Source organism: Alishewanella longhuensis, from assembly GCF_014653435.1.
In the GTDB taxonomy this organism is placed as follows: Bacteria; Pseudomonadota; Gammaproteobacteria; order Enterobacterales; family Alteromonadaceae; genus Alishewanella; species Alishewanella longhuensis.
Genome location: NZ_BNAO01000001.1, coordinates 471058 through 490198, shown reverse-complemented (window position 1 = coordinate 490198; position 19141 = coordinate 471058). Strand labels below are relative to the sequence as shown.

Annotated in this window: 14 protein-coding genes and 1 pseudogene; 11 read left to right on the top strand and 4 right to left on the bottom strand. The window is 46.8% G+C overall.

The annotated features are described in order from the left end of the window. Window positions 1-515: 515 nt before the first annotated feature. From IE163_RS02050 to IE163_RS02040, 3 genes are all read right to left on the bottom strand, one after another. A complete protein-coding gene (locus IE163_RS02050; protein WP_189429632.1) occupies window positions 516-2210 on the bottom strand; it encodes a class I SAM-dependent methyltransferase in 1695 nt (564 codons plus the stop codon). A gap of 82 nt (window positions 2211-2292) precedes the next feature. Further along, window positions 2293-2769, bottom strand: a complete 477-nt coding sequence (locus IE163_RS02045) for a YqhA family protein (protein ID WP_189429630.1) — start codon at window positions 2767-2769, stop codon at window positions 2293-2295. Window positions 2770-2881: 112 nt separating this feature from the next. Continuing rightward, window positions 2882-4612 (bottom strand): sensor domain-containing diguanylate cyclase, encoded by a 1731-nt coding sequence (locus IE163_RS02040; protein WP_189429628.1) that lies wholly within the window; start codon window positions 4610-4612, stop codon window positions 2882-2884. A gap of 237 nt (window positions 4613-4849) precedes the next feature. Here IE163_RS02040 and IE163_RS02035 point away from each other — a divergent pair, with 237 nt between their 5' ends. The 11 genes and pseudogenes from IE163_RS02035 to IE163_RS01985 all read left to right on the top strand — a co-directional run bounded on the left by IE163_RS02035 (window position 4850) and on the right by IE163_RS01985 (window position 17425). Continuing rightward, window positions 4850-6169: a type II toxin-antitoxin system HipA family toxin gene (locus tag IE163_RS02035; protein WP_189429619.1), complete on the top strand. Its 1320-nt coding sequence runs from the start codon at window positions 4850-4852 to the stop codon at window positions 6167-6169. Continuing rightward, complete coding sequence (locus IE163_RS02030; protein ID WP_189429617.1) at window positions 6166-6510, top strand: helix-turn-helix domain-containing protein; 345 nt, start codon at window positions 6166-6168, stop codon at window positions 6508-6510. Before IE163_RS02035 ends, IE163_RS02030 begins: the two co-directional genes overlap by 4 nt. A gap of 116 nt (window positions 6511-6626) precedes the next feature. Then, window positions 6627-9302: a M14 family metallopeptidase gene (locus tag IE163_RS02025; RefSeq protein WP_189429615.1), complete on the top strand. Its 2676-nt coding sequence runs from the start codon at window positions 6627-6629 to the stop codon at window positions 9300-9302. Window positions 9303-9633: 331 nt separating this feature from the next. Beyond that, the gene (locus tag IE163_RS02020) at window positions 9634-10188 is read left to right on the top strand and encodes a sigma-70 family RNA polymerase sigma factor (protein ID WP_189429613.1); all 555 of its coding nucleotides are present in this window, start codon (window positions 9634-9636) and stop codon (window positions 10186-10188) included. Further along, on the top strand, window positions 10185-10862 hold the full coding sequence (locus IE163_RS02015) for an anti-sigma factor (RefSeq protein WP_189429611.1): 678 nt from the start codon (window positions 10185-10187) through the stop codon (window positions 10860-10862). Before IE163_RS02020 ends, IE163_RS02015 begins: the two co-directional genes overlap by 4 nt. Before the next feature lie 142 nt (window positions 10863-11004). Continuing rightward, window positions 11005-12585 carry a DUF4331 domain-containing protein gene (locus tag IE163_RS02010; protein WP_189429609.1) on the top strand — a complete coding sequence of 527 codons (1581 nt, stop codon included), beginning with the start codon at window positions 11005-11007 and terminating at the stop codon, window positions 12583-12585. Window positions 12586-12595: 10 nt separating this feature from the next. Further along, complete coding sequence (locus IE163_RS02005; protein ID WP_189429607.1) at window positions 12596-13069, top strand: Ig-like domain-containing protein; 474 nt, start codon at window positions 12596-12598, stop codon at window positions 13067-13069. A gap of 52 nt (window positions 13070-13121) precedes the next feature. Further along, window positions 13122-13577 (top strand): annotated as a pseudogene (locus IE163_RS17955) (tetratricopeptide repeat protein); the annotation flags it as partial. 611 nt (window positions 13578-14188) lie between these two features. Further along, window positions 14189-14698, top strand: coding sequence for a hypothetical protein (locus tag IE163_RS01995; RefSeq protein ID WP_189429602.1), 510 nt, complete (start codon window positions 14189-14191; stop codon window positions 14696-14698). 281 nt (window positions 14699-14979) lie between these two features. Then, window positions 14980-17013, top strand: coding sequence for a TonB-dependent receptor (locus IE163_RS01990; RefSeq protein WP_189430455.1), 2034 nt, complete (start codon window positions 14980-14982; stop codon window positions 17011-17013). 220 nt (window positions 17014-17233) lie between these two features. Beyond that, on the top strand, window positions 17234-17425 hold the full coding sequence (locus IE163_RS01985; RefSeq protein WP_189429599.1) for a hypothetical protein: 192 nt from the start codon (window positions 17234-17236) through the stop codon (window positions 17423-17425). A gap of 225 nt (window positions 17426-17650) precedes the next feature. Here IE163_RS01985 and IE163_RS01980 read toward each other — a convergent pair whose 3' ends face one another. Continuing rightward, window positions 17651-19060, bottom strand: coding sequence for a histidine-type phosphatase (locus IE163_RS01980; protein WP_189429597.1), 1410 nt, complete (start codon window positions 19058-19060; stop codon window positions 17651-17653). Window positions 19061-19141: the final 81 nt, after the last annotated feature.

The following is a 19141-nucleotide window of genomic DNA, read 5'->3' as shown; positions in this document are numbered from 1 at the left end:
GCGTTTTATTAAGAATGATTGATCATAAAAACCTGCTACTTAGACCAAAAGGTGATCAGCAGTTTTCACACAGCCTGGACACACAGACGATCTTCGCTTTGAGTGAAAAGCAGCCATATGCCAAGACCAATCTAGCTACTGCGCCTCCCCCCGTTGGAGCGAGCCGTTGAAAAATGTCGATTTGAGGTTTTAAGAAAACGGGTGTTTGAGCGATTCGACGCTAGCGAATCGCGAGTTACGTTTTCGCCTCAAATCGATATTTTTCAGCGGGCTTTCGAGCGGAATCGGGTTGCCTTTTCTTTGGATACTTTCTTTTGGCAAGGCAAAAGAAAGTATCTCGCCAAAGGCGAAATCTTTGTTAAACGGTATAAACGCAGAAGCAAAAATGATGCTAACAAACTAGGCATCCGCAAGATAAGTGACAGATTTTGGCACAAAGCTCCTATCCAAAGCTTAGCGCACTCGCAAGCCACTTAACAACTTGCTTTAACTTATGAACAGATTGGCAGCCAACACTACCATTCTGCGACTTGCAGCCGGTGTTTTACCCCAACAACTTGTAATTGTAAGGCATGAAAGATTTCATCAAAATCACGGCAACCTGAACGTATATTTGGCAGTGACAAAGCAGCCTCTGTAAAAAATCGTTGCTGTTCCTGTGTGGTTTGCCAAGCTTGTTGCCACCAATCGGTAATTAACGATCGTGATGTGGCTAAACGGCTTTGGCTGGGAAGCCGGTCACGCTTTACCCGGTTTTCTTGGCTACTTGCGGGCAATAAATTCCATAAATCATTATTTGGCCAATAGCTAAACGGTAGGCAATGATCGATATCGTAATGATACAGTTTAGTACCACTCCAGACGCTACATACCGAAACGCCGGTGGCTTTTAGCTGTTCCACTTTTTTTCTTACCTTAGCCGTATCATGCTGCCGTTCAAACCAGCGTAAGTTATTGTGATAGGTTTCTAGAGTAAGCTGCCGCTGCATATTTAATTCATACTTTTGCATCTCAGCAATCCACTGCTGCAGCAAAAGTGGCTCAATCCAGCAGCCATATTGGCGAAAACAGTTCCACATTTCTTCGCTGAGAATAAAACTACCAAAGCTATCCAGAAAGGTTTTATCAACCAGCACGCTGTCGGAGCGCCTAGTAGGCGTGCGCTGCATGTCAAATAAGCGGTTTTCTTTATGACCTTGCCAAATATAGGTAACAGGACCGTTTTTAATGGTCTTTAAGGTGTCAGAGATTAATTGCTGCAGCGCCAGTGCCTCTTGCCCGCTATAAAAATTTCCAATAGCAAAATCATCTGCCGTAAGGTGCTTAAGTAGCCCCCAACCTTGGGCGGTAACAAAACCTAACCCTTTGGCCGGATCAGCACTTTGCTGAATACCGTTATCGACTAAGCGTTTAAATAGGCGGATCCAATACAGTGCCACTAAGCCAAGCGAGATAGCCACTTTGCCATCTTGTTTATCGAGCACCGCGCCAGGGTGTGCATCAGCAATACGCACTAAAGTGCGCAGCAGGGCCAGTTTATACGTTGAAGACTTATTATCATTGACCACGATATGCCGAACTTTACTCAGGCTACCACTGCCATCATCTGGCAGTTCCAGCACTAACGTTTGCCAGCTGATGCCTGTTCGACCACCTCTATCCGCATTGAGCGTGCTAACAAATTTTAATACCAAGCCAAATTGCTGCGCTAACTGCGCAATCTCATCCACGCTAACAGGATAGGCAACACGTTCGTCGCTAAACTCGCCAAAGCGTAAACTGATAATTAACCGCCCGCCCGGAGCAAGTAAATTTGCCATTTTACGAAAGGCACGAGCTCGTTCAGAAGGTAAAATATGCATCCAAACAGCACTTAACAGTATGGTATTAAATTGCAGATTTAACTGATAACAGGCTTTTAATTCAGGTAGGGTATCGGCTAGCCATTGCACATTTTGTAACTGTGCCTTAGCCGTTTTTAGTTGGCCAAGTTTTAAAAGGCCTGCTGCAGGCTCTACCGCAATCACCTGACAACCCTGTGCAGCTAACCAAGCAGCGTCACGACCGCTACCGGCACCAATATCCAATACCATTTGGCTCTCGGGCCAATATTGCCGCCAGCTTTCATGCACCTGCTCAAAGCTAAGTGCATTGTATTGCGCTGCCAATAATGCAGCTTGCTGATGATAAAAGAGAATGGTCGTGCTCATGGCTTAGATAAGGCTGTTATTGTTATAGGTAACTCTTTTAACAGCTATTGTTAGTAGCTGCAACCATTGTCCAGCAAGCTTACTAATGCCGCATATACCGCGCTGCAAATACGCTTGCCAATACCACTACCGCTATAGCAATGCCAAAGTATAGGGTTTCTAAGGTGGCACCTACTTCTACGGCTTGTTCTAAAAATAAGATAACCATAATCACGCTGGCAACTTGCATTAGCGTTATTTTTAAATCGTGGAAGTTTTTAATATCCATGGCTTTAAGCAAGCCTTTTTCTTTGCTGTCTGGATCGCCCAAAAATAACCGGTACAGACCGGTAGCAATGATTTGAAAGGTAAGGGCTATTAGTAGGGTATCCAGCACTTTTAACAGTTTTACGGCCAAACGCTTGCCTTGATCGGCGGTGCTGGGAATATGCAGAATACTGTCGACAATCACGTTGTACACTATTACCACGCTGGCAAAATACAAAAGCACCGCAGCAGCAGCGCATACGCTAATGGTAAGAAAAACTAACACCCGGCTACTTTGCAGAAATTTTTCCATTGGCGCTACCCTATTATTTAAAAGCTAACTAATTCATTCGCTTTGATTTTACATTAATAGCTTAGTTCATAGGCTAGCTTTATGACCCTATGGATTGCGCATCAGGTGCGTTTTAAAGAACTTGATTTCGCCCCTGTGACTTGGCCTGATATAGATGTTTATCGGCTTGTTGTAGCAGTTGGTCGATATTCATGAGTTCGGCGAGTTCTGCCACGCCAATGCTGGTGGTAAGTTGAATAATACCGTCGTCGGTTAAAATACGTAGTTCTAATATCGCAATGCGTAAACGCTCTGCTAAGCCATAGCTTTGTTCTAAGTCGGTATCTGGGCAGATCACCATAAACTCTTCGCCGCCCCAGCGGCCAACGATATCCACATCGCGCACTTCGCGTATTAAGGTTTTTGCCACAGCAATTAGTACCTTGTCACCGTTTAAATGGCCAAACTTGTCGTTAATGGCTTTGAAATGGTCAATATCTAACAACAAGATGCTAAAAGGTCTGTGATATCGCTGGTAGAGCTGTTGTTCTTTATGTAGTTGTTCATCGAGGTATTTTCTATTCCCTATACCGGTTAAATGATCGGTAAGGGTAAGCTGTTTTAAAGCGTTATTGGTGTGGGTTAAGTCTTGCATTAACGCCCGGGTCAGGTTGCTGTAAATACCCAATAACTCTTCGCTACTGAGTTTAAATTCGTGCCGCTCTACCTGTGTCGCTTGCTCTGGCGGCAAGCTAAAACTTACCGGGCTAGGCTGCTCGGCCAAAAAGAGTAAAGACATACTATGGCTAAATAAGCCCGCTTTGCCATGCTCGTCCATGGCCATTTCGCCAAAGCCAAAAGTACCACAAACTGGTAATTTGGCTGCCAGGGGCGCTATTTCTTCTACGATATTTTCTTTTAGCAGATCTAAACGCACGCCGCATGAGAATACAAAGACTTGTTCGGCATTAAGTGGCCCAATAGCCGCCAAGTAACTATTGTCTAGTAACGAGTTCATATTAGCGAAGGCCAGCCTAACCTGCTGCCCCACTTCCACTTTCTGATTAAATACTGCGCCGCCATCTGCCGTGGTTTTTATCACAAAGGCGGTATTTTGATGCACACTGTCGTCGAAAAACAATGGAAACATAGAAGAGGCAGCTGGCAAATGCTGCGCAACACCTGGCCCTAAATAGTGCTGATAAAGATCAACGACACTTTGCTCGTCAATGGTACTTACACAGTTATGGTGCGCTGCCGTAACTTGCATTGGCTTGCCTATTGCAAACCAATTGCGCTTTAACGCTGAGCGGGCTTGTAAGTTGTAACCATGCAGCGCCGTTAGCAAAAAGGCATCTTCCGCTTGCTGTTGATGATTAAAGACGCAAGAATACAGCTCAACGCCAGCGGGTTGCGCTACCGCACCTGCGACTATGATGTCCGGCCGTAATTGGGTAATTAAAGGCAATAAATGAGCGTGGCGACTCAGCAAATCTGAGGAGTGCACTAGCAATACTTTGGTGTCTGGTTGCAGCAGTTGTTGTAACGCCGTGACTTTTTCTGCCTCGCTGGACTCTGCCCGCAGTAATGTCTGGCTTACTTTGCTTTCAGTAAACTCGGTAACAAATACCGACATACCTTGCTGCTTTATGTTGCCATGCTCTATTTGCGCATAGTTGGTCATACCGGCGACAGTGGCATTAGGTACGCAGCGCTGCAGCACCTGTTGCAAAGCACTAATCCAGGGGGTTACGTCGTCGTTGATATAGGCTTGTATCAGTAGAGGTTTACTCTGGGGCAGGCCAGCAAACGCCAGATCGCTAATTGCGGCCAGTTCGCTAAAGTGCAGTATGCTGGTTTTCATAACACCGCCCAGAGAATTAACTGATTTAAGTATTAAGGACTACGCCCCCCATAGCAAGTGGTTTTTATCAGCAGATGTAGAACGGTTTAAGGCTACCCTACACTCAACTTAGTGTCTGATATAGCAGACAGAAACAGCAAAAAATAGGCATAAATGTACATTATATTAGACAAAAAACACTGATAAATTTAAATTTGTGCGCTATAGTAGACATACACAACCTGATATAGGCCTGTTATGCAACTCACTTTACAAGCTTTTAATGACGGTAGCTGGCAAGATGCGTATCGTTTAAAGATTGAACAGCCAACATTGGGCAAGCAAGGCTGGATATCTGCACAGGCACTTACTCAATATGCGGTATCCTATTTTGACGAGACCGGCTCTCGAAGTTTTTCTGTGTCATACCCAGTCAACCCAATGGATGTTCATACATTCCCAAATTGGCCAGCCTTAATTGAAGACATAATGCCAATGGGTTATGCCAGAACCATATGGCTAGATATGCTGGGCTTACAACAAGAATCCGTTGCTATGCAAGATGTCACCTTGTTGAAAATGGGCACTATTGCACCGATTGGAAATTTGCGTATTAAAGAGTCGGTAGAGCACGCGCTTAGCCAGCAAGTAGCTGAACTAGCGCAGCTGCGCTTTGCCAAACAAATGGTGATTGATCGCGACCATGATTTCTTAAACTACGCCAGGCAGCGTGGTGCGGTGTCTGGTGGAGCTACTGGCGCAGGAGGCGCAGCACCTAAACTATTAGTTAGGCTTAGCAAGCAACAACAAGTGTGGATAGATCCACAACAAGACGATAACAGCGATGACTTACACTATTTAGTAAAATTTCCCCGGGGCAATACTGCTATAGATAAAGACATTCTGCGGGCAGAGTATCATTTTTATGCTGAATTAGCAGAGCTGGGATTTGATACTATGCAAATCAAGCGGCTGCATTTACATGAGGGAATAACTAATCCATCACTTTGGTTGCCCCGGTTTGACCGCGAGTATTCTGGCGGCAAAGTGCTGCGCTTTGGCGTGGAATCGATTTTCTCTTTACTAAATAAACCTGCCGGTAGTCATTTAAAACATGAGGATGTGTTATCGGCCTTAGTAAAGGTTGTTAATACCCAAACGGTGGCTGAGCTAACAGCTGAATACCTGCAGCGTGACTTACTTAATCTGGTGTTTGGCAATTCAGACAACCATGGCCGCAATATGGCAATTTTAAAAAAAGATAACCACATCAGCCTAGCGCCTATTTATGATTTTGCACCGATGAAAGCAGATCCTGAAGTGGTGATCCGCACCACGCATTGGAGTACCCATTTTGAACGAAGCGGCGATATCGCTTGGCTGCCTTTGTGTGAAAGCTTGGCTGAGTACGGCGAACCTAGCTACCTCTTTTTACAACTACAGCAACTTGCTGAAAAAGTACGCCATCTTCCCCAACGTTTAGCTAAGCGAGGCGTACCTGATAGCATCCTTTCAATGCCGGTTATGGGTTTTACTTACCTTGAACAGCGGTTACAGAACTGGGGGCTATTAACATGATAAAAGATCGCAAAAACACGGCATTAGCCAGCCATACCGATCCCGAAACAGCTAGGTTTGAGCTTAAACATCAGTTAGTGGCCAAAATGCTCGCCGGAGAAACTACTCTGGGCGAAGTAGCTAGAATACTTCGCCATCAGGGATTACAGCTGTCGCAAACCGAGGTATGTAAAATCACCGGCTTAAGCCGCCAGGTAATAAGTGATATTGAAAATGATCAGGGCAATCCAAGGCTAGACAGCTTACGCAGTTACTTTAAATTACTCGGTTTAGAATTAGCGGTATTACCACGCCAACGCAGCGAACTGCAGCCATTGCTACAAGCAGTATCAAAGGCATGAAGTAATTGATCAGCACAACTTTGCTGTTGGTCGCAAGGTGTTGGCTAGCTACTTGTTATCTGCGGTGGCTGCGCTTAAGGTGATTAAAAAACTCTCTTAATCATCTTTGGGATCTTATGCGCTTAGTCAAACTTGCCACCTTTGCTGCCAGCCTTACGGCCTTGCCGTTACTGGCTGCCGCTACTCAAGCAGTACCTTATTTTCCTAATAGCCAATACCAAAGCGATGCGGCTTCGGTGCAACAATTACTTGGGCACAACTTTGGCGAGCGCATTTCTGAACCGGCTGATATTTCACGCTTTTTCGAACAGCTTGCCAGCCGTTATCCTAATAGAATTAAGCTAGTACCTTATGGCAAGAGCTGGCAAGGCCGCCCCTTGTTTTATGCGGTAATCGGTAATGCTGAGAATATGAGTAACTTAGCCAATATTGAGGCAGGTATGCGCCAGTTGGCTAACCCGGCGCAATTAAGCGCGCCAGAAGCAAAACAGCTTATTGCCAGCTTGCCGGCCAGCGTGTGGATTGCCAGCAGCTTACACGGCAATGAAATTAGCCCGGCCGATGCGGCTATGGCATTGGCCTATCATTTACTGGCCGACCAAAGCGCCTTAACCACGCAGATTTTAAGCAATACTTTGGTGTATATCGATCCTTTACAAAACCCGGATGGCCATCATCGGTTTGTTAGCCGCTATTACGCCACGGTAGGCTTGGAGCATTCGCCAGACCGCTTATCAGCCGAGCAAAACGAGCCCTGGCCAAATGGCCGAACCAACCATTATTTGTTTGATATGAACCGCGACTGGATTTCGCTTACCCAGCCGGAAATTGCCAGCAGGGTTAAAGTGCTGCAGCAAATGTACCCACTGATTTTTGTCGACTCGCACGAAATGGGCGGCGATATGGGTTATTACTTTAGCCCGGAGGCCGAGCCTTATAACCCGCATATTCAGGCTAACCAACGTACCGTGCTGGATAAAGTGGGCCAAAACAATGCCAAATGGTTTGACGAGCTAGGTTATAGCTACTTTACCCGGGAAATTTTTGATGCCTTTTATCCGGGCTACGGTGCCAGCTGGCCACTGTATTACGGCAGCGTGTCGATGACCTATGAAATGGCGTCGGCCCGCGGTCATCATTACCGCCTGCAAGATGGCAGTATCTTAACCTTTGCCGATGGCATTCAGCGCAACTTTGTCGCCTTTAAAGCCACTTTAGAGAGCGCCAGCAATAATGCGACAGAACTGCTGCAAAACTTTTATCAATACCGGGTGCGTGCTGCCAGCCAGGGCGAGAAAGACGGCATTCGTAGCTATATTTTTGCTGCTGAGCGCGATCGGGCCGGTCATCAAAAGTTAATGGGAGTGCTTACCCAGCATGGTATTGCAGTAGAGCAAGCGCAAGAGGCTTTCCGCGCGTGTGGCAAACAGTATCAAGCCGGCAGTTATGTTATTCGCACTAACCAACCTAGCTACCATTTAATGCGCACCTTGCTCGATGATACGGTGCCGATGGATAAAGCCTTTATTGCCAAACAAGAGCAGCGCCGTGCCAATAACCTGCCGGACCAAATTTATGATGTAACGGCCTGGTCGCTGCCACTGATGTATAACCTGGAAATGCAAAGCTGCAATCAGGCACCACGGGTGGCCAGTAATCTAGTTGGGCCTGAGACCATTCTTGCCGGTAATGTCACTAACCCGGATGCTAAATATGGCTTTGTGGTGCCCTGGGGCGATATGGCGGCAGCACGTTTTTTAAGTGTGGCCTTGCAGCAAGGGCTAAGTTTACGCAGTAGCGATCTCCCTTTTACCCATCAAAATGGTAAGCAATATCCAGCCGGCACACTAGTGTTAAGCCGTGCTGATAATGCTGCCGATTTAACCGCCAGGGTTACCGAGTTTGCCCGCCAAAGCGGTGCTCTGGTGGAAGGTTTGGACACCAGTTGGGTAACCGAAGGGCCAAACTTTGGTTCTTTTAATGTACCTGCTGTTCCTGCAGTAAATATTGCCATGTTGTGGGATGAGCCTACAAACCCGTTAAGTGCTGGCAGTGCGCGCTTTGTGCTGGAGCGTGGCATTAACTATCCGGTTACCGCCATTCGCCCGGCGCAGCTGCGCAATGCCGACTTAAGCCGCTATCAGGTACTTGTGTTACCGGCAACCGGCCGCGGCAGTTATCAGCAGGCGTTAGGCAGTGCGGGGCAGCAAAACTTACGGCAGTTTGTTGAGCGTGGCGGCGTATTAATTACCCTGGGCAATGCTACCAGTTGGCTACTGGAGGGTGAGAACCCGTTACTTGCCAGCAAGCGTGAATATCAGGTGAGCGAACAGGAAAAACCGGCCAAAGAAGCGCGGGTGCCGGGCAAGGTATTGGCTGAGCAAACTGAATTTGAGCAGATGTTAAAGCCCTATCAGGCCGATCCAGATTGGGTGCCGGGCTTTATTGCTAATGCCAGGGCAGACGAAAATCACTGGCTTACGGCCGGTATAGCACCGCAGCTACGTAGCCTGTATGTGGGTAACCAAATTTATCAACCACTACGCATTAGTGATGGCCGCAATGTGGTAAATTTTGCCGGGCCAAAAGAGCTACTGGCCGGTGGCTTTGTGTGGGAAGAAAACCGCCAGCAAATTGCCCATAAGCCGCTGGTGATGGTACAGGCGCACGGTCGCGGCCAGGTTATTGCCTTTACACAAGAGCCGAACTTCCGTGCTTATGTCGATGGTATGCATTTACTCTACATCAACGCTGTGTTCCGCGGCGCCGCGCATGCCGGGGCTTTGCGTTAATAGCAGTATTTTAGCTTAGTCATATTCAACATGCCGTGGCGACAACCACGGCATGTTTCTTTCACGCAGCGGTTATTGTTACAGCTCACTCTGCTCATTCTTACGCTGTATCGACGTCTTTCTAAGAAATTATGTCATCTCAAGTCGCAAACTCTCCTAACTACTCACATCTATCCTCGTCAGCACCACGGGCGCTATGCTTTATGCAACCTTAGCTATCCATAACCGCACCTTGGAAAAACATAAATATCCCGACTTAACTTGCCAAAAAGTGCATCTAATACCATTACTTTATCGTAATTAAACAAAACAAAAACTAACAAGGTTAAACATGGAACAATCTCAACAACAACTGTTGCAATGGCTTTATGCTACGTCACAAGGCAATAAAGAAGCCTTTGCCAATCTCTATAAAGCCACCTCAGGTAAGCTCTTCTCAGTCTGCATCCAGTTGCTGCGTCGCAATGATTGGGCCGAGGATGTATTGCAGGATGCCTATGTGAAAATTTGGCACAACGCCGGTGAATATCATGCTGACAAGGGTAATGTAATGACTTGGATGATCAGCATTACACGCTACCGGGCATTAGATTTATTAAAATCACGCCGGGTAAAGTTAGAGCAAACAGACAGCGAGGCCCAAATAAACGACCAGGCCTCAGCCGAGGCCCTTACGGGGGAGCAGTTAGGCTTAGTACGAGAAAAAGTTAAATTGGATGATTGTATGTCGGTGCTTAGCGAAGATCACCGTATCTCCATTCAATTGGCTTATTTTAACGGGCTAAGCCATCAGGAAATTACCGAACATACCGGTACCGCTTTAGGCTCAGTGAAAAGTTGGATCCGCCGGGGTTTGGTGCAGTTAAAAAGGTGCCTTGAATCATGAAATATGAAAACCAAGAGCTGCTCGACCATTTAGCAGTAGAATATATCCTCGGTACCTTAAAAGGTGCGGCCAGAAAACGATTTCAAAAGCTATTGATCTCCTCTAGCAATACCAGAAAAACCCTCTGGTTATGGGAACAATACTTAAATCCATTAGCAGAAAGCTTACCGGAAACCGAACCCGGCACGGCAGTTTGGCATGGCATCCAAAAACGACTGGGTTGGCTTGATGATACCGTTGTCGCCTTTACCCCCAGAAAGCCCAAGTTACCTTGGTTTATTGCTGCGGCGGCCTCTTTCTTGCTATTGGTAATACTGTATTTACCACAAACTACCGCGCCGGCTTTCCAGGAAGTTGCCGTTATTCAGAATGCTGAGGCAAAAGCTTGGTGGTTAATCAATAAAACGGGCGATGCCTTACAGGTAAAAGCATTAGATGCCATTACCCCCAAACAAGACAATGATTATGAGTTATGGATGTTACCTACTGATGGTAGCCCGCCGATCTCTTTAGGTTTGTTACCACAAACAAGCCAAAAGAACTTACAAATTCCGGCAGCGGCAAGCAATATTACTATTGCGGCGCTTGCTGTCAGCTTAGAGCCTAAGGGCGGCTCACCGTTAACCATACCGTCTGGGGAGGTGTTATTTGTTGCTGAAATTATTACGCTTTGATGTACACCAGTAACTAGGAAAGGTCATCAGACTGTGAATTCAGCACCATTCTATATTTTTTAATAATTTTTTTAGTTACCTGCATCCAATAAACAGACTCAGTCGTTTCTTGGATGCAACTTAATCCAGAGGGTAACTAAAAATGAAACTAACCAAAACCGCAATAGCTATTACTGTTGCTATCAGTACCTTGACTTTGCTAAGCACCACGCAGGCATCAAGCCACCGCGAAGCGCCAAATATCACGAAAATACCTACCGTAGATGCGACTGACTTCTACCTTTTTAACAGCTATGAAAGCGAGCGTGGCAACTATGTCACCATGATTGCTAACTATATTCCGTTACAAGATGCTTATGGTGGTCCAAATTATTTTGCAATGGATTCAGACGCGGTGTACAGCATTCATGTAGATAATACGGGCGACGCCATGCCTGACATTAGCTTCAACTTTCGCTTTAGCAACACCCTGGCCAATAACAATATGGGCGTTAAACTGCCTATAGGCCCTGCAGGTAACCAACGGATGGTCGCTGTTCCCCTTAAAAATGTCGGTGGTATTAGCGCCGATAGCTCAGCGGCATTAAATTTTATCGAAAATTACACTGTTGAACTTAAAACCGGCGCCAGCAGCGCCATGCTTACACCACAGGGTGGTGGCGTTTTTACCAAGCCTTATGACAATGTTGGCAATAAAACCTTCGGTGATGCAGAGGGCTATGAGGCTTATGCCGAGCAATATGTGTACGATGCCGCAATTCCCAACTGTAACTGGCCTGCCCGTATCTTTGTTGGGCAACGCAAAGATCCTTTCGTTGTAAATCTGGGTGAAACCTTTGATTTAGTAAACTATGTGCCAGTAGAAGGCGACAGCATGCCTGGAGCTAACGATGGCGGCGGTTTTCCAGGTGGTATCACGCAATCTAGTGCTAATGATGATTTAAACGATAAAAATGTGACGGCAATCGCGATTGAAGTACATAAAAATTGTTTAGTTGGCAGCGGCAACGGCGTTATTGGTGCCTGGACAACAGCAAGTTTACCGCAAGCACGCATTTTAAATCCAAATGCTAGTTTCGAAAAAGCAGCCGTATCGGGTGGTGCTTTAGTGCAGGTTTCTCGTTTGAGCAATCCGCTGGTTAATGAGCTGGTTATTGGTTTACCTGATAAAGACAAATTTAACAGTAGCATGCCTGCTAACGATGGTCAGTTTGCCGACTATGTAACGCACCCAAGCTTACCTGCCTTGCTAAACATCTTATTCAGAGATGCGGTAAATGCGACCTTGGGAACCGATATTCCTGATTTAGCCCCAAGTAATTTCCCTAGAACAGATTTGATTGCTGCGTTCTTAACGGGTGTTGCCGGTGTAAACCAACTCGCCACGGTAACGCCGTCTGAAATGTTACGTTTAAACACTAACATTCCCGCAACGCCTGCAGAGATGCAATCGGCTTTTGGTGTAGCCGGTAATGATTTAGCGGGTTTTCCAAATGGTCGCAGACCAGGGGATGATGTGGTGGATATTGCGCTGCGCGTAGTAATGGGTGCGCTTTGTCATGATATCCCTGTAGCAGGCACGCCTACTAACCTGGGGTTCTGCTCTCCAGCTGACGCACCTGTTGGTAATGTGCCATTTACCGACGGCGCGCCATTAAACGCGAGCATGATAAATACTTCATTCCCGTATTTGTTAGCACCTTTAGCTGGCTCACCAAACTAAGGAGCACAAGATGAGAAAAGTACTGATATTGCTCGGCATGGTGTTGGTGACAGGGTGTAATAGCTCTGATGAGAAAAATGTGGCTCCGGTTTTAGGTGCTAACTTTTTCGTAACGGAAACTGACGTGGCCATTAGTGACAAGCTTAAAGCCTCTGATATGAACAAAGATGCGCTTAAGTTTACCTTAACCAGCCAACCCGAAAATGGTGCAGTGAATGTCGCCGCTAACGGTGATTTTACCTACACACCGGCACCTGAATTTACTGGCGATGACAGCTTTGCTATTACCGTCAGTGATGGTGAGTTTACTGTAAGTGGCACTGTTTCGATTGAGATTAAGGTAGCGAATGTTTCCTTCCTCAGTTATAGCCGCCAGGCATTTAATCAAAATGCGACAGACAAACCACTCGCAGTTAATGGCAGGGTATTTATGCAAGATAGCAATAATACTGCAGATTATGCCGATCTATTAACCGGTAATTAAGCCAGCAGAAAAGGTGAGAGCCTAGGCTCTCACCTTTGTAATAGGGTGCTTTATGCTTTTTATCTCGCTTTTAATGTTGCTTCTATCCGACACGACCGCCGTGGCCACTCAAAGCACGCCAAGTGCAGATAGCTATTTTAGTCTACAACCCGATTTGCCTGCCAATGCCGAGGTAGATGCCCTGGCCGAAGCGCTACGCCAAGCACCAACAAATGCCAACCGTTTAAAGCTAGCAAGCTTATATATTAAAGGCTCAAAAATGCCCGGCTTTGGCGATTGGTTTCACTATGCAGAGTCTTTGCTCGAGCAATATAAGGCTGCTGCAACCGATATCGATTATGTATTGTTGTTAAGTGACATCAAGCAACAACAACACCACTTTACCGAAGCCCTGAGTTTATTGGATAAAATTTTTCAGCAACAACCCCAACATTTACAGGCGAGCTTAATGGCGGCCAGAATTTATTTAGCCATTGCTGAAACCGATTTGGCGCAAAAGGCCTGCAACCGCCTAATGGCCGTAGATATTTTTTTATTTTCAGTATGTTCGTATGAAGTTGTTGGCCGCAAAGGGCAATGGCAAACCGCTTACAATGCGTTGAATACTTTATATTCCCGCCACAGTACTCTAGATGATGCCCTGACTATTTGGGTACGGGGTATTTTAGCAGAGCAAGCCGAGCAGCTGCGGCAAGATAACGTTGCTTTAACCTGGCTCACGCCTATTCTCGAACAAGCGCCAACGAGTTTGTGGCTGAAATGGGCCGATTTGAGCTTGCGCACCGGTAACGCTGCACTTTTATATGAAAAAATGACCAGCTTTGCCTTTGTCGAGACATTAGAAGACGGCCTAATGTTACGTTTGGCCATTGCCGAGCAAAACCTGCAATTGCCTGCACATTTTCAAACCATCATTCATGAGCGGATGGCTTTGCGATTAATCCGCCAAGACCAAGACCATGCCGCTGATCTGGTGCATTACTTTCTGACACTGGCCCCGGATCCTAAATTAGCCTGGCATTGGGCCAACGTTAATTATGAAAGCGCCAAAGAACCTGATGACAAAAAATTGCTTGAACTCAGCCAACAGGCCTTATTGGCTATGACTAAGGAGTAACTATGCACTTAAAACAGTTAAGCGCGCTATGTTTTGGCTTGCTGATGCTTCCCAGCGCCTATGCACATAAATTTAGCACGGCCTACCTAGATGTCTCGGAGCAGGCGGAGCAACCGGTTTTGTTGTGGAAAGTAGCACTGCATGACTTGGCAAGTGCAGATTTACTGGGCACCACCAAAGCTCAAATTAGTTGGCAGCAAGTCACGGCAGCTCACGAACAGCTTGCTCAGTATGTAGACAGCCATATTAAGGTTAAAAGCCAAGGTGCTGCTTGTACCTTGCAATTAGCCGCACAAGCCAATTGGCAAACGCAACGCATTCAGCAGCAAACCTATGTGCTATTGCCAATAAAGGCAACCTGCCATAGCAAGGCCGCGTGGAGCTTGTCTTATAACGCCTTATTCGAAACAGGTCACAGCCATAAATTGTTATTGAGCTGGAATACCCAAGCGCTTAAAGCCAATGCCGTGTTAGCTGAAAACAATACTGTCTTCCCTCAGGTTAAGGATTAACGATGTATATACCCAAGTCACTTCAATATGCGCGTTTCAGAGCCTTTGGGCGCTATCAATGCAAGGCACACTGGCGACGCAATGTCGACCACCTTGCTAGCCAGGGTAACGCTGCAGTGGAAGCGCCCAGAGGCTCCCTTAGGGCTGGGCTAAAAGCGCTTTATGCTGCGTTAGCTGTTCTCGCTTTGGAATCACCAAAGCATCAAACAGCCGCCTTGCCTAAAGCGCTTTTACCTCCAGCTGGAATCCGCATCTTGAAGTCACTTGGGTATATACCCACGATGCTATTTTTAAGCTGTTGCTGTGCTTTGGGCTATTCCAACAGTGTGCTGGCAGATCCGTTATCATCGCATGCCATTGAGAATATTCTCATTAAAGGCAGACAAATAGATTTACTCGGTCACAGTAGTAGCGCCTCTGAAGGTGTTATTGGTAATGCCGAAATTTTAGATAGGCCCTTGCTACGCACTGGTGAAATCCTAGAGTTTATCCCAGGTATGGTGGTTACGCAGCATAGTGGTAGTGGCAAATCAAACCAATATTTTTTACGGGGCTTTAATTTAGACCATGGCACCGATTTTGCCAACTCTGTCGATGGCATGCCGGTGAATATGCGCAGCCACGGCCATGGCCAGGGCTATACCGATCTGAATTTTATTATCCCAGAAATTATTAGCCAAATTGACTATCAAAAAGGGACGTACCACGCTAATAGCGGTGATTTTTCGGCAGCAGGTACGGCACGCTTCGGTATTCAAAATAGTACGCGGAATGAACTCTCTCTGGCACTGGGAGAGAATGACTACCAACGCTTGTTAGCTAAAGGCAGTGTTAGTGCCGGGCCGGGTAATCTGCTGCTGGCAACAGAGCTACAGGCTTATGATGGTCCTTGGCAGGATATCTCGGAAAATACGCGGAAGGTAAATCTGGTCAGTCGTTACTCTCAGCGCCTTGCCAGCGGACAGTTTGCGCTAACATTTATGGCGTATAACAATAGCTGGAATGCGGCTGATCAAGTACCGGAGCGGGCTATCAACGCGGGTTTGATTGATCGATTTGGTTCTTTAGATACCTCTTTAGGCGGTAAAAGCGCCCGTTATAGTCTGTCGGGTAGCTGGCTGAGTGATGCTTGGCAAGCGAATGCCTATGTCATCAGCTCAGATCTCGATTTGTGGTCAAACTTTACTTATTTCTTAAATGATCCCGTTAATGGTGATCAGTTTGAGCAAACGGATTCTCGCACTCTGTATGGTGGAGAAATAAGCCGTCATTGGCATCACGATATTGGTAGTATTGCCGCCGAGCATTTGGTTGGGGTGCAAACGCGGATTGATGATATCGCTAAGGTTGGTTTATACAATACCCAAGCCCGTCAAAGGTTAGATACCATTCGGGAGGATGAAGTATTACAACGCAGCATCGCTTTGTTTAACCAAAGTTCTTTTGCGTTAACCGAGCAATGGCTGGTGCATTTAGGGGCGCGCTATGATCTGATGGCGGCTCGGGTAACGAGTGATGTTGCCGCCAACAGTGGTACAGCTTCCGACGGCATTTTTTCGTTAAAAGCCGGGGTAAGCTATCAGATTAGCTCAAACTGGCAAACTTACTTAAATCTTGGTCAGGGCTTTCACTCGAACGATGCGCGAGGAGCCACCTCAACCGTCGTGCCGCAAACCGATGAATCTGTTGCGCCAGTCGATTTTTTAGTTCGCAGCAAAGGTGCCGAGCTGGGGCTGCGTTATTTTGATTTTACCACCTTCAATGCCTCAGTGGCTTTGTGGCATTTAGATATGGACTCTGAGTTACTTTATGTGGGTGATGCCGGCACTAACGAGCCAAGTAGAGCTTCACGACGTTACGGCCTGGAAGTCGCGGCTTACTATTGGTTTAATCGCAGTTGGAGTTTAGATACCGAGTTGGCTGTCACTCGCTCGCGCTTTACCGAAGATGAGCAAGATGAAGGGAATTATATCGATGGTTCTCTACCTTTTGTTTTAAGCATGGGGTTAATCTACAAAACAGACGATACCTGGCAAACCAGCTTAAGACTTAGGCATTTTGGCAAACGTACCTTAGACAGCTTTAACGCGCAGCGTTCAGCCTCCTCCACGGTGTTAAACGGTAACCTGAAATACAATTTTTCAACGTGGCAATTATCTTTTGATGTTATGAACATCCTGAACAGCAAAGCCAGTGATATAGAGTACTTCTATGCTTCCAGATTAAATAACGAAGCGGAAGAAGGCATTGAAGACCGGCATATTCACCCTATGGAACCAAGAACCTTCCGCATTACGGCAACTTACACATTTTAACCGCCCTCGCAGAATAGTTATCCACCGCACTCCGGTACCGGTATGACCTCTGACCGGTACCGGAGTGCGGTGGATAAAATAGCCCTGTTGCTTTGCACTTAATAAACCTGAGCTCATTAATGCGATATCTCGCCTAGTTTTTTGAAAGCCCCTCTTGACTGCAGTCTATTTTTTATACAAATTAACCATCCCCTGCAGCTATTTTTAATTGGTATAAAAAATGACATCTCCCTTCGTTTTCAATATCCACAAAAATTTTGCCCACCGGATGAAAGAAACCGGATTTAATGACGAAGCCATAACGTCACACTTGCAAGAAATGTTATTAGACGAAGCGGATATTAAGTTGATTGTAGAACAACTGGTATCAGAGGGGTGCACCGCAAAGCGAAGCAGGCAAGAACAGCGCTAGGAAAAACGTTGGGGGAAGATCCCCCAACTTAACCAAAGTGGTAAATATCCAGGGAGTAGGGAAAACCGCTACTGCTAATCATAATAGCAACAATGAATGACTAATTTGTGACTACACCGTGGCAGTTTAATGAAACTAGCCCAACCTCACACAACCCAGAATAGGTACCGTACCGGAGTTGTGTGGATAAACTGGTCGGGCCGGTACCGGAGTTGTGTGGATAAGTTAGTGGAGTAGGCAGCGCTTTAATTCTGTGGTGGTGTAAAAGTACTGCGTGTCGGCGTAGCTCTGGCAGTCGGCTTTAAAGCGGGTTTCCTGCTCGTGATGCAGCATTCTAATTAGCGTGAGATTTTCAGCGTTGCGATACACTTCCCATTGCACATTCGCCGCCATCGGCGCGACTTTGCCACTGCGCCAAGGGCTGTTTTGATAGCTATACACCACGCTTTCTGGCAGCGGCTCGCTGGCACCGGCAATACCTAAATAGGCCGCCAGCGGCATCAGTACCTGGGCATGGGTAAAGCGAAAGGTGGCGACATAACCATTGGGTTGTTCGGCTTTAGTTAGCATATCCGCTACCAAACGGCCGGCTAGGTTGTAGGTAATATCATCGCCGGCAAACGCCGGGCCGCGGCCATAAAAAGAGTCGGCATCATCCAGCTCGGCCAGGGGAAGTACATGCTCTGCTAACAACAAGCGGCTAAAATCAAAGTCGCCTTCGGCTGTTAAATTGCTGGCAATACTGTATAGGCTATACAGTACATTGGCTGCATCCAACACATTACGAATAGCATCGTCATCATCAGCCAAGGTTAGCTCAAACTCGCCTTCTACCAAACGTGCGATAAAAGCGGGGGTAAGAAAGCGTTCCAGCATGGCTGTGGCCGCTTGTTGTAATTTAGGCTGACTTTCCAGCTGTTGCATCACGGCTTGTAACCGCGGATCGCTTTTGCGGTAACGCTCAAAAGCTTCGCTGCCTTCAGCTTTGTAAAAGTACAAGGTTGCCTCGTCTGCCCTGGCATCATCAATAAGTGAACTGAGTGCTGGCTTGAGTTTGGTTAAACCGTTAACAAAGGCATCGCCGCTCTGATCGGCACGCTCGCGGCCAGAGTGCAGTATCGCAATGCGCTGCTGTTGCTCAATGGCATTGGCAAACAACTGCGGCTGCCGCTCCAGTAACCGTGTTGCCATTTGTTGATGCTCTTGCACGCCGCTACCTGAGATTTCGCCATATTTATCAGGCTGATGCGCCTGATGTAAGCGCTCAATCAGTTGTGTTAATTCTTGCCCCAAGGGGGTAAGCGCTTGCTCATTACCAGCCAGTTGTAGTAACTGCAGCATCAAATCATCATCACCGCGGCTGGAAAGAAAACGCGAACCATGGCGGGCAACATGCTGCACACTTACTGCCGAAAAACCGGCAGGCGCGGCGCTGTATTGCTGCCAGTCTTGTAATGGTTGATACGGCGTTTTGCTAGTAAGTAAATACTGCTCGATCAGCGTTTGCGCTGCATCGGCAGGCACAGCAACTGGTTGCGGCAGCTGATTTTCCAAAGCGGCAGTCTGTTCGGTCGCAGGCTGGCAAGCTTGCAGTAAAAGAAGGCTGCTTAGTGCAGCCACAGACAATCTGTTCATCAAACGATTTCCATTAAGTGAAAAACCTATAATAAAGTAAGGCCGAAATCTGCTTCGGCCTTATACGACTATACGGCGTGT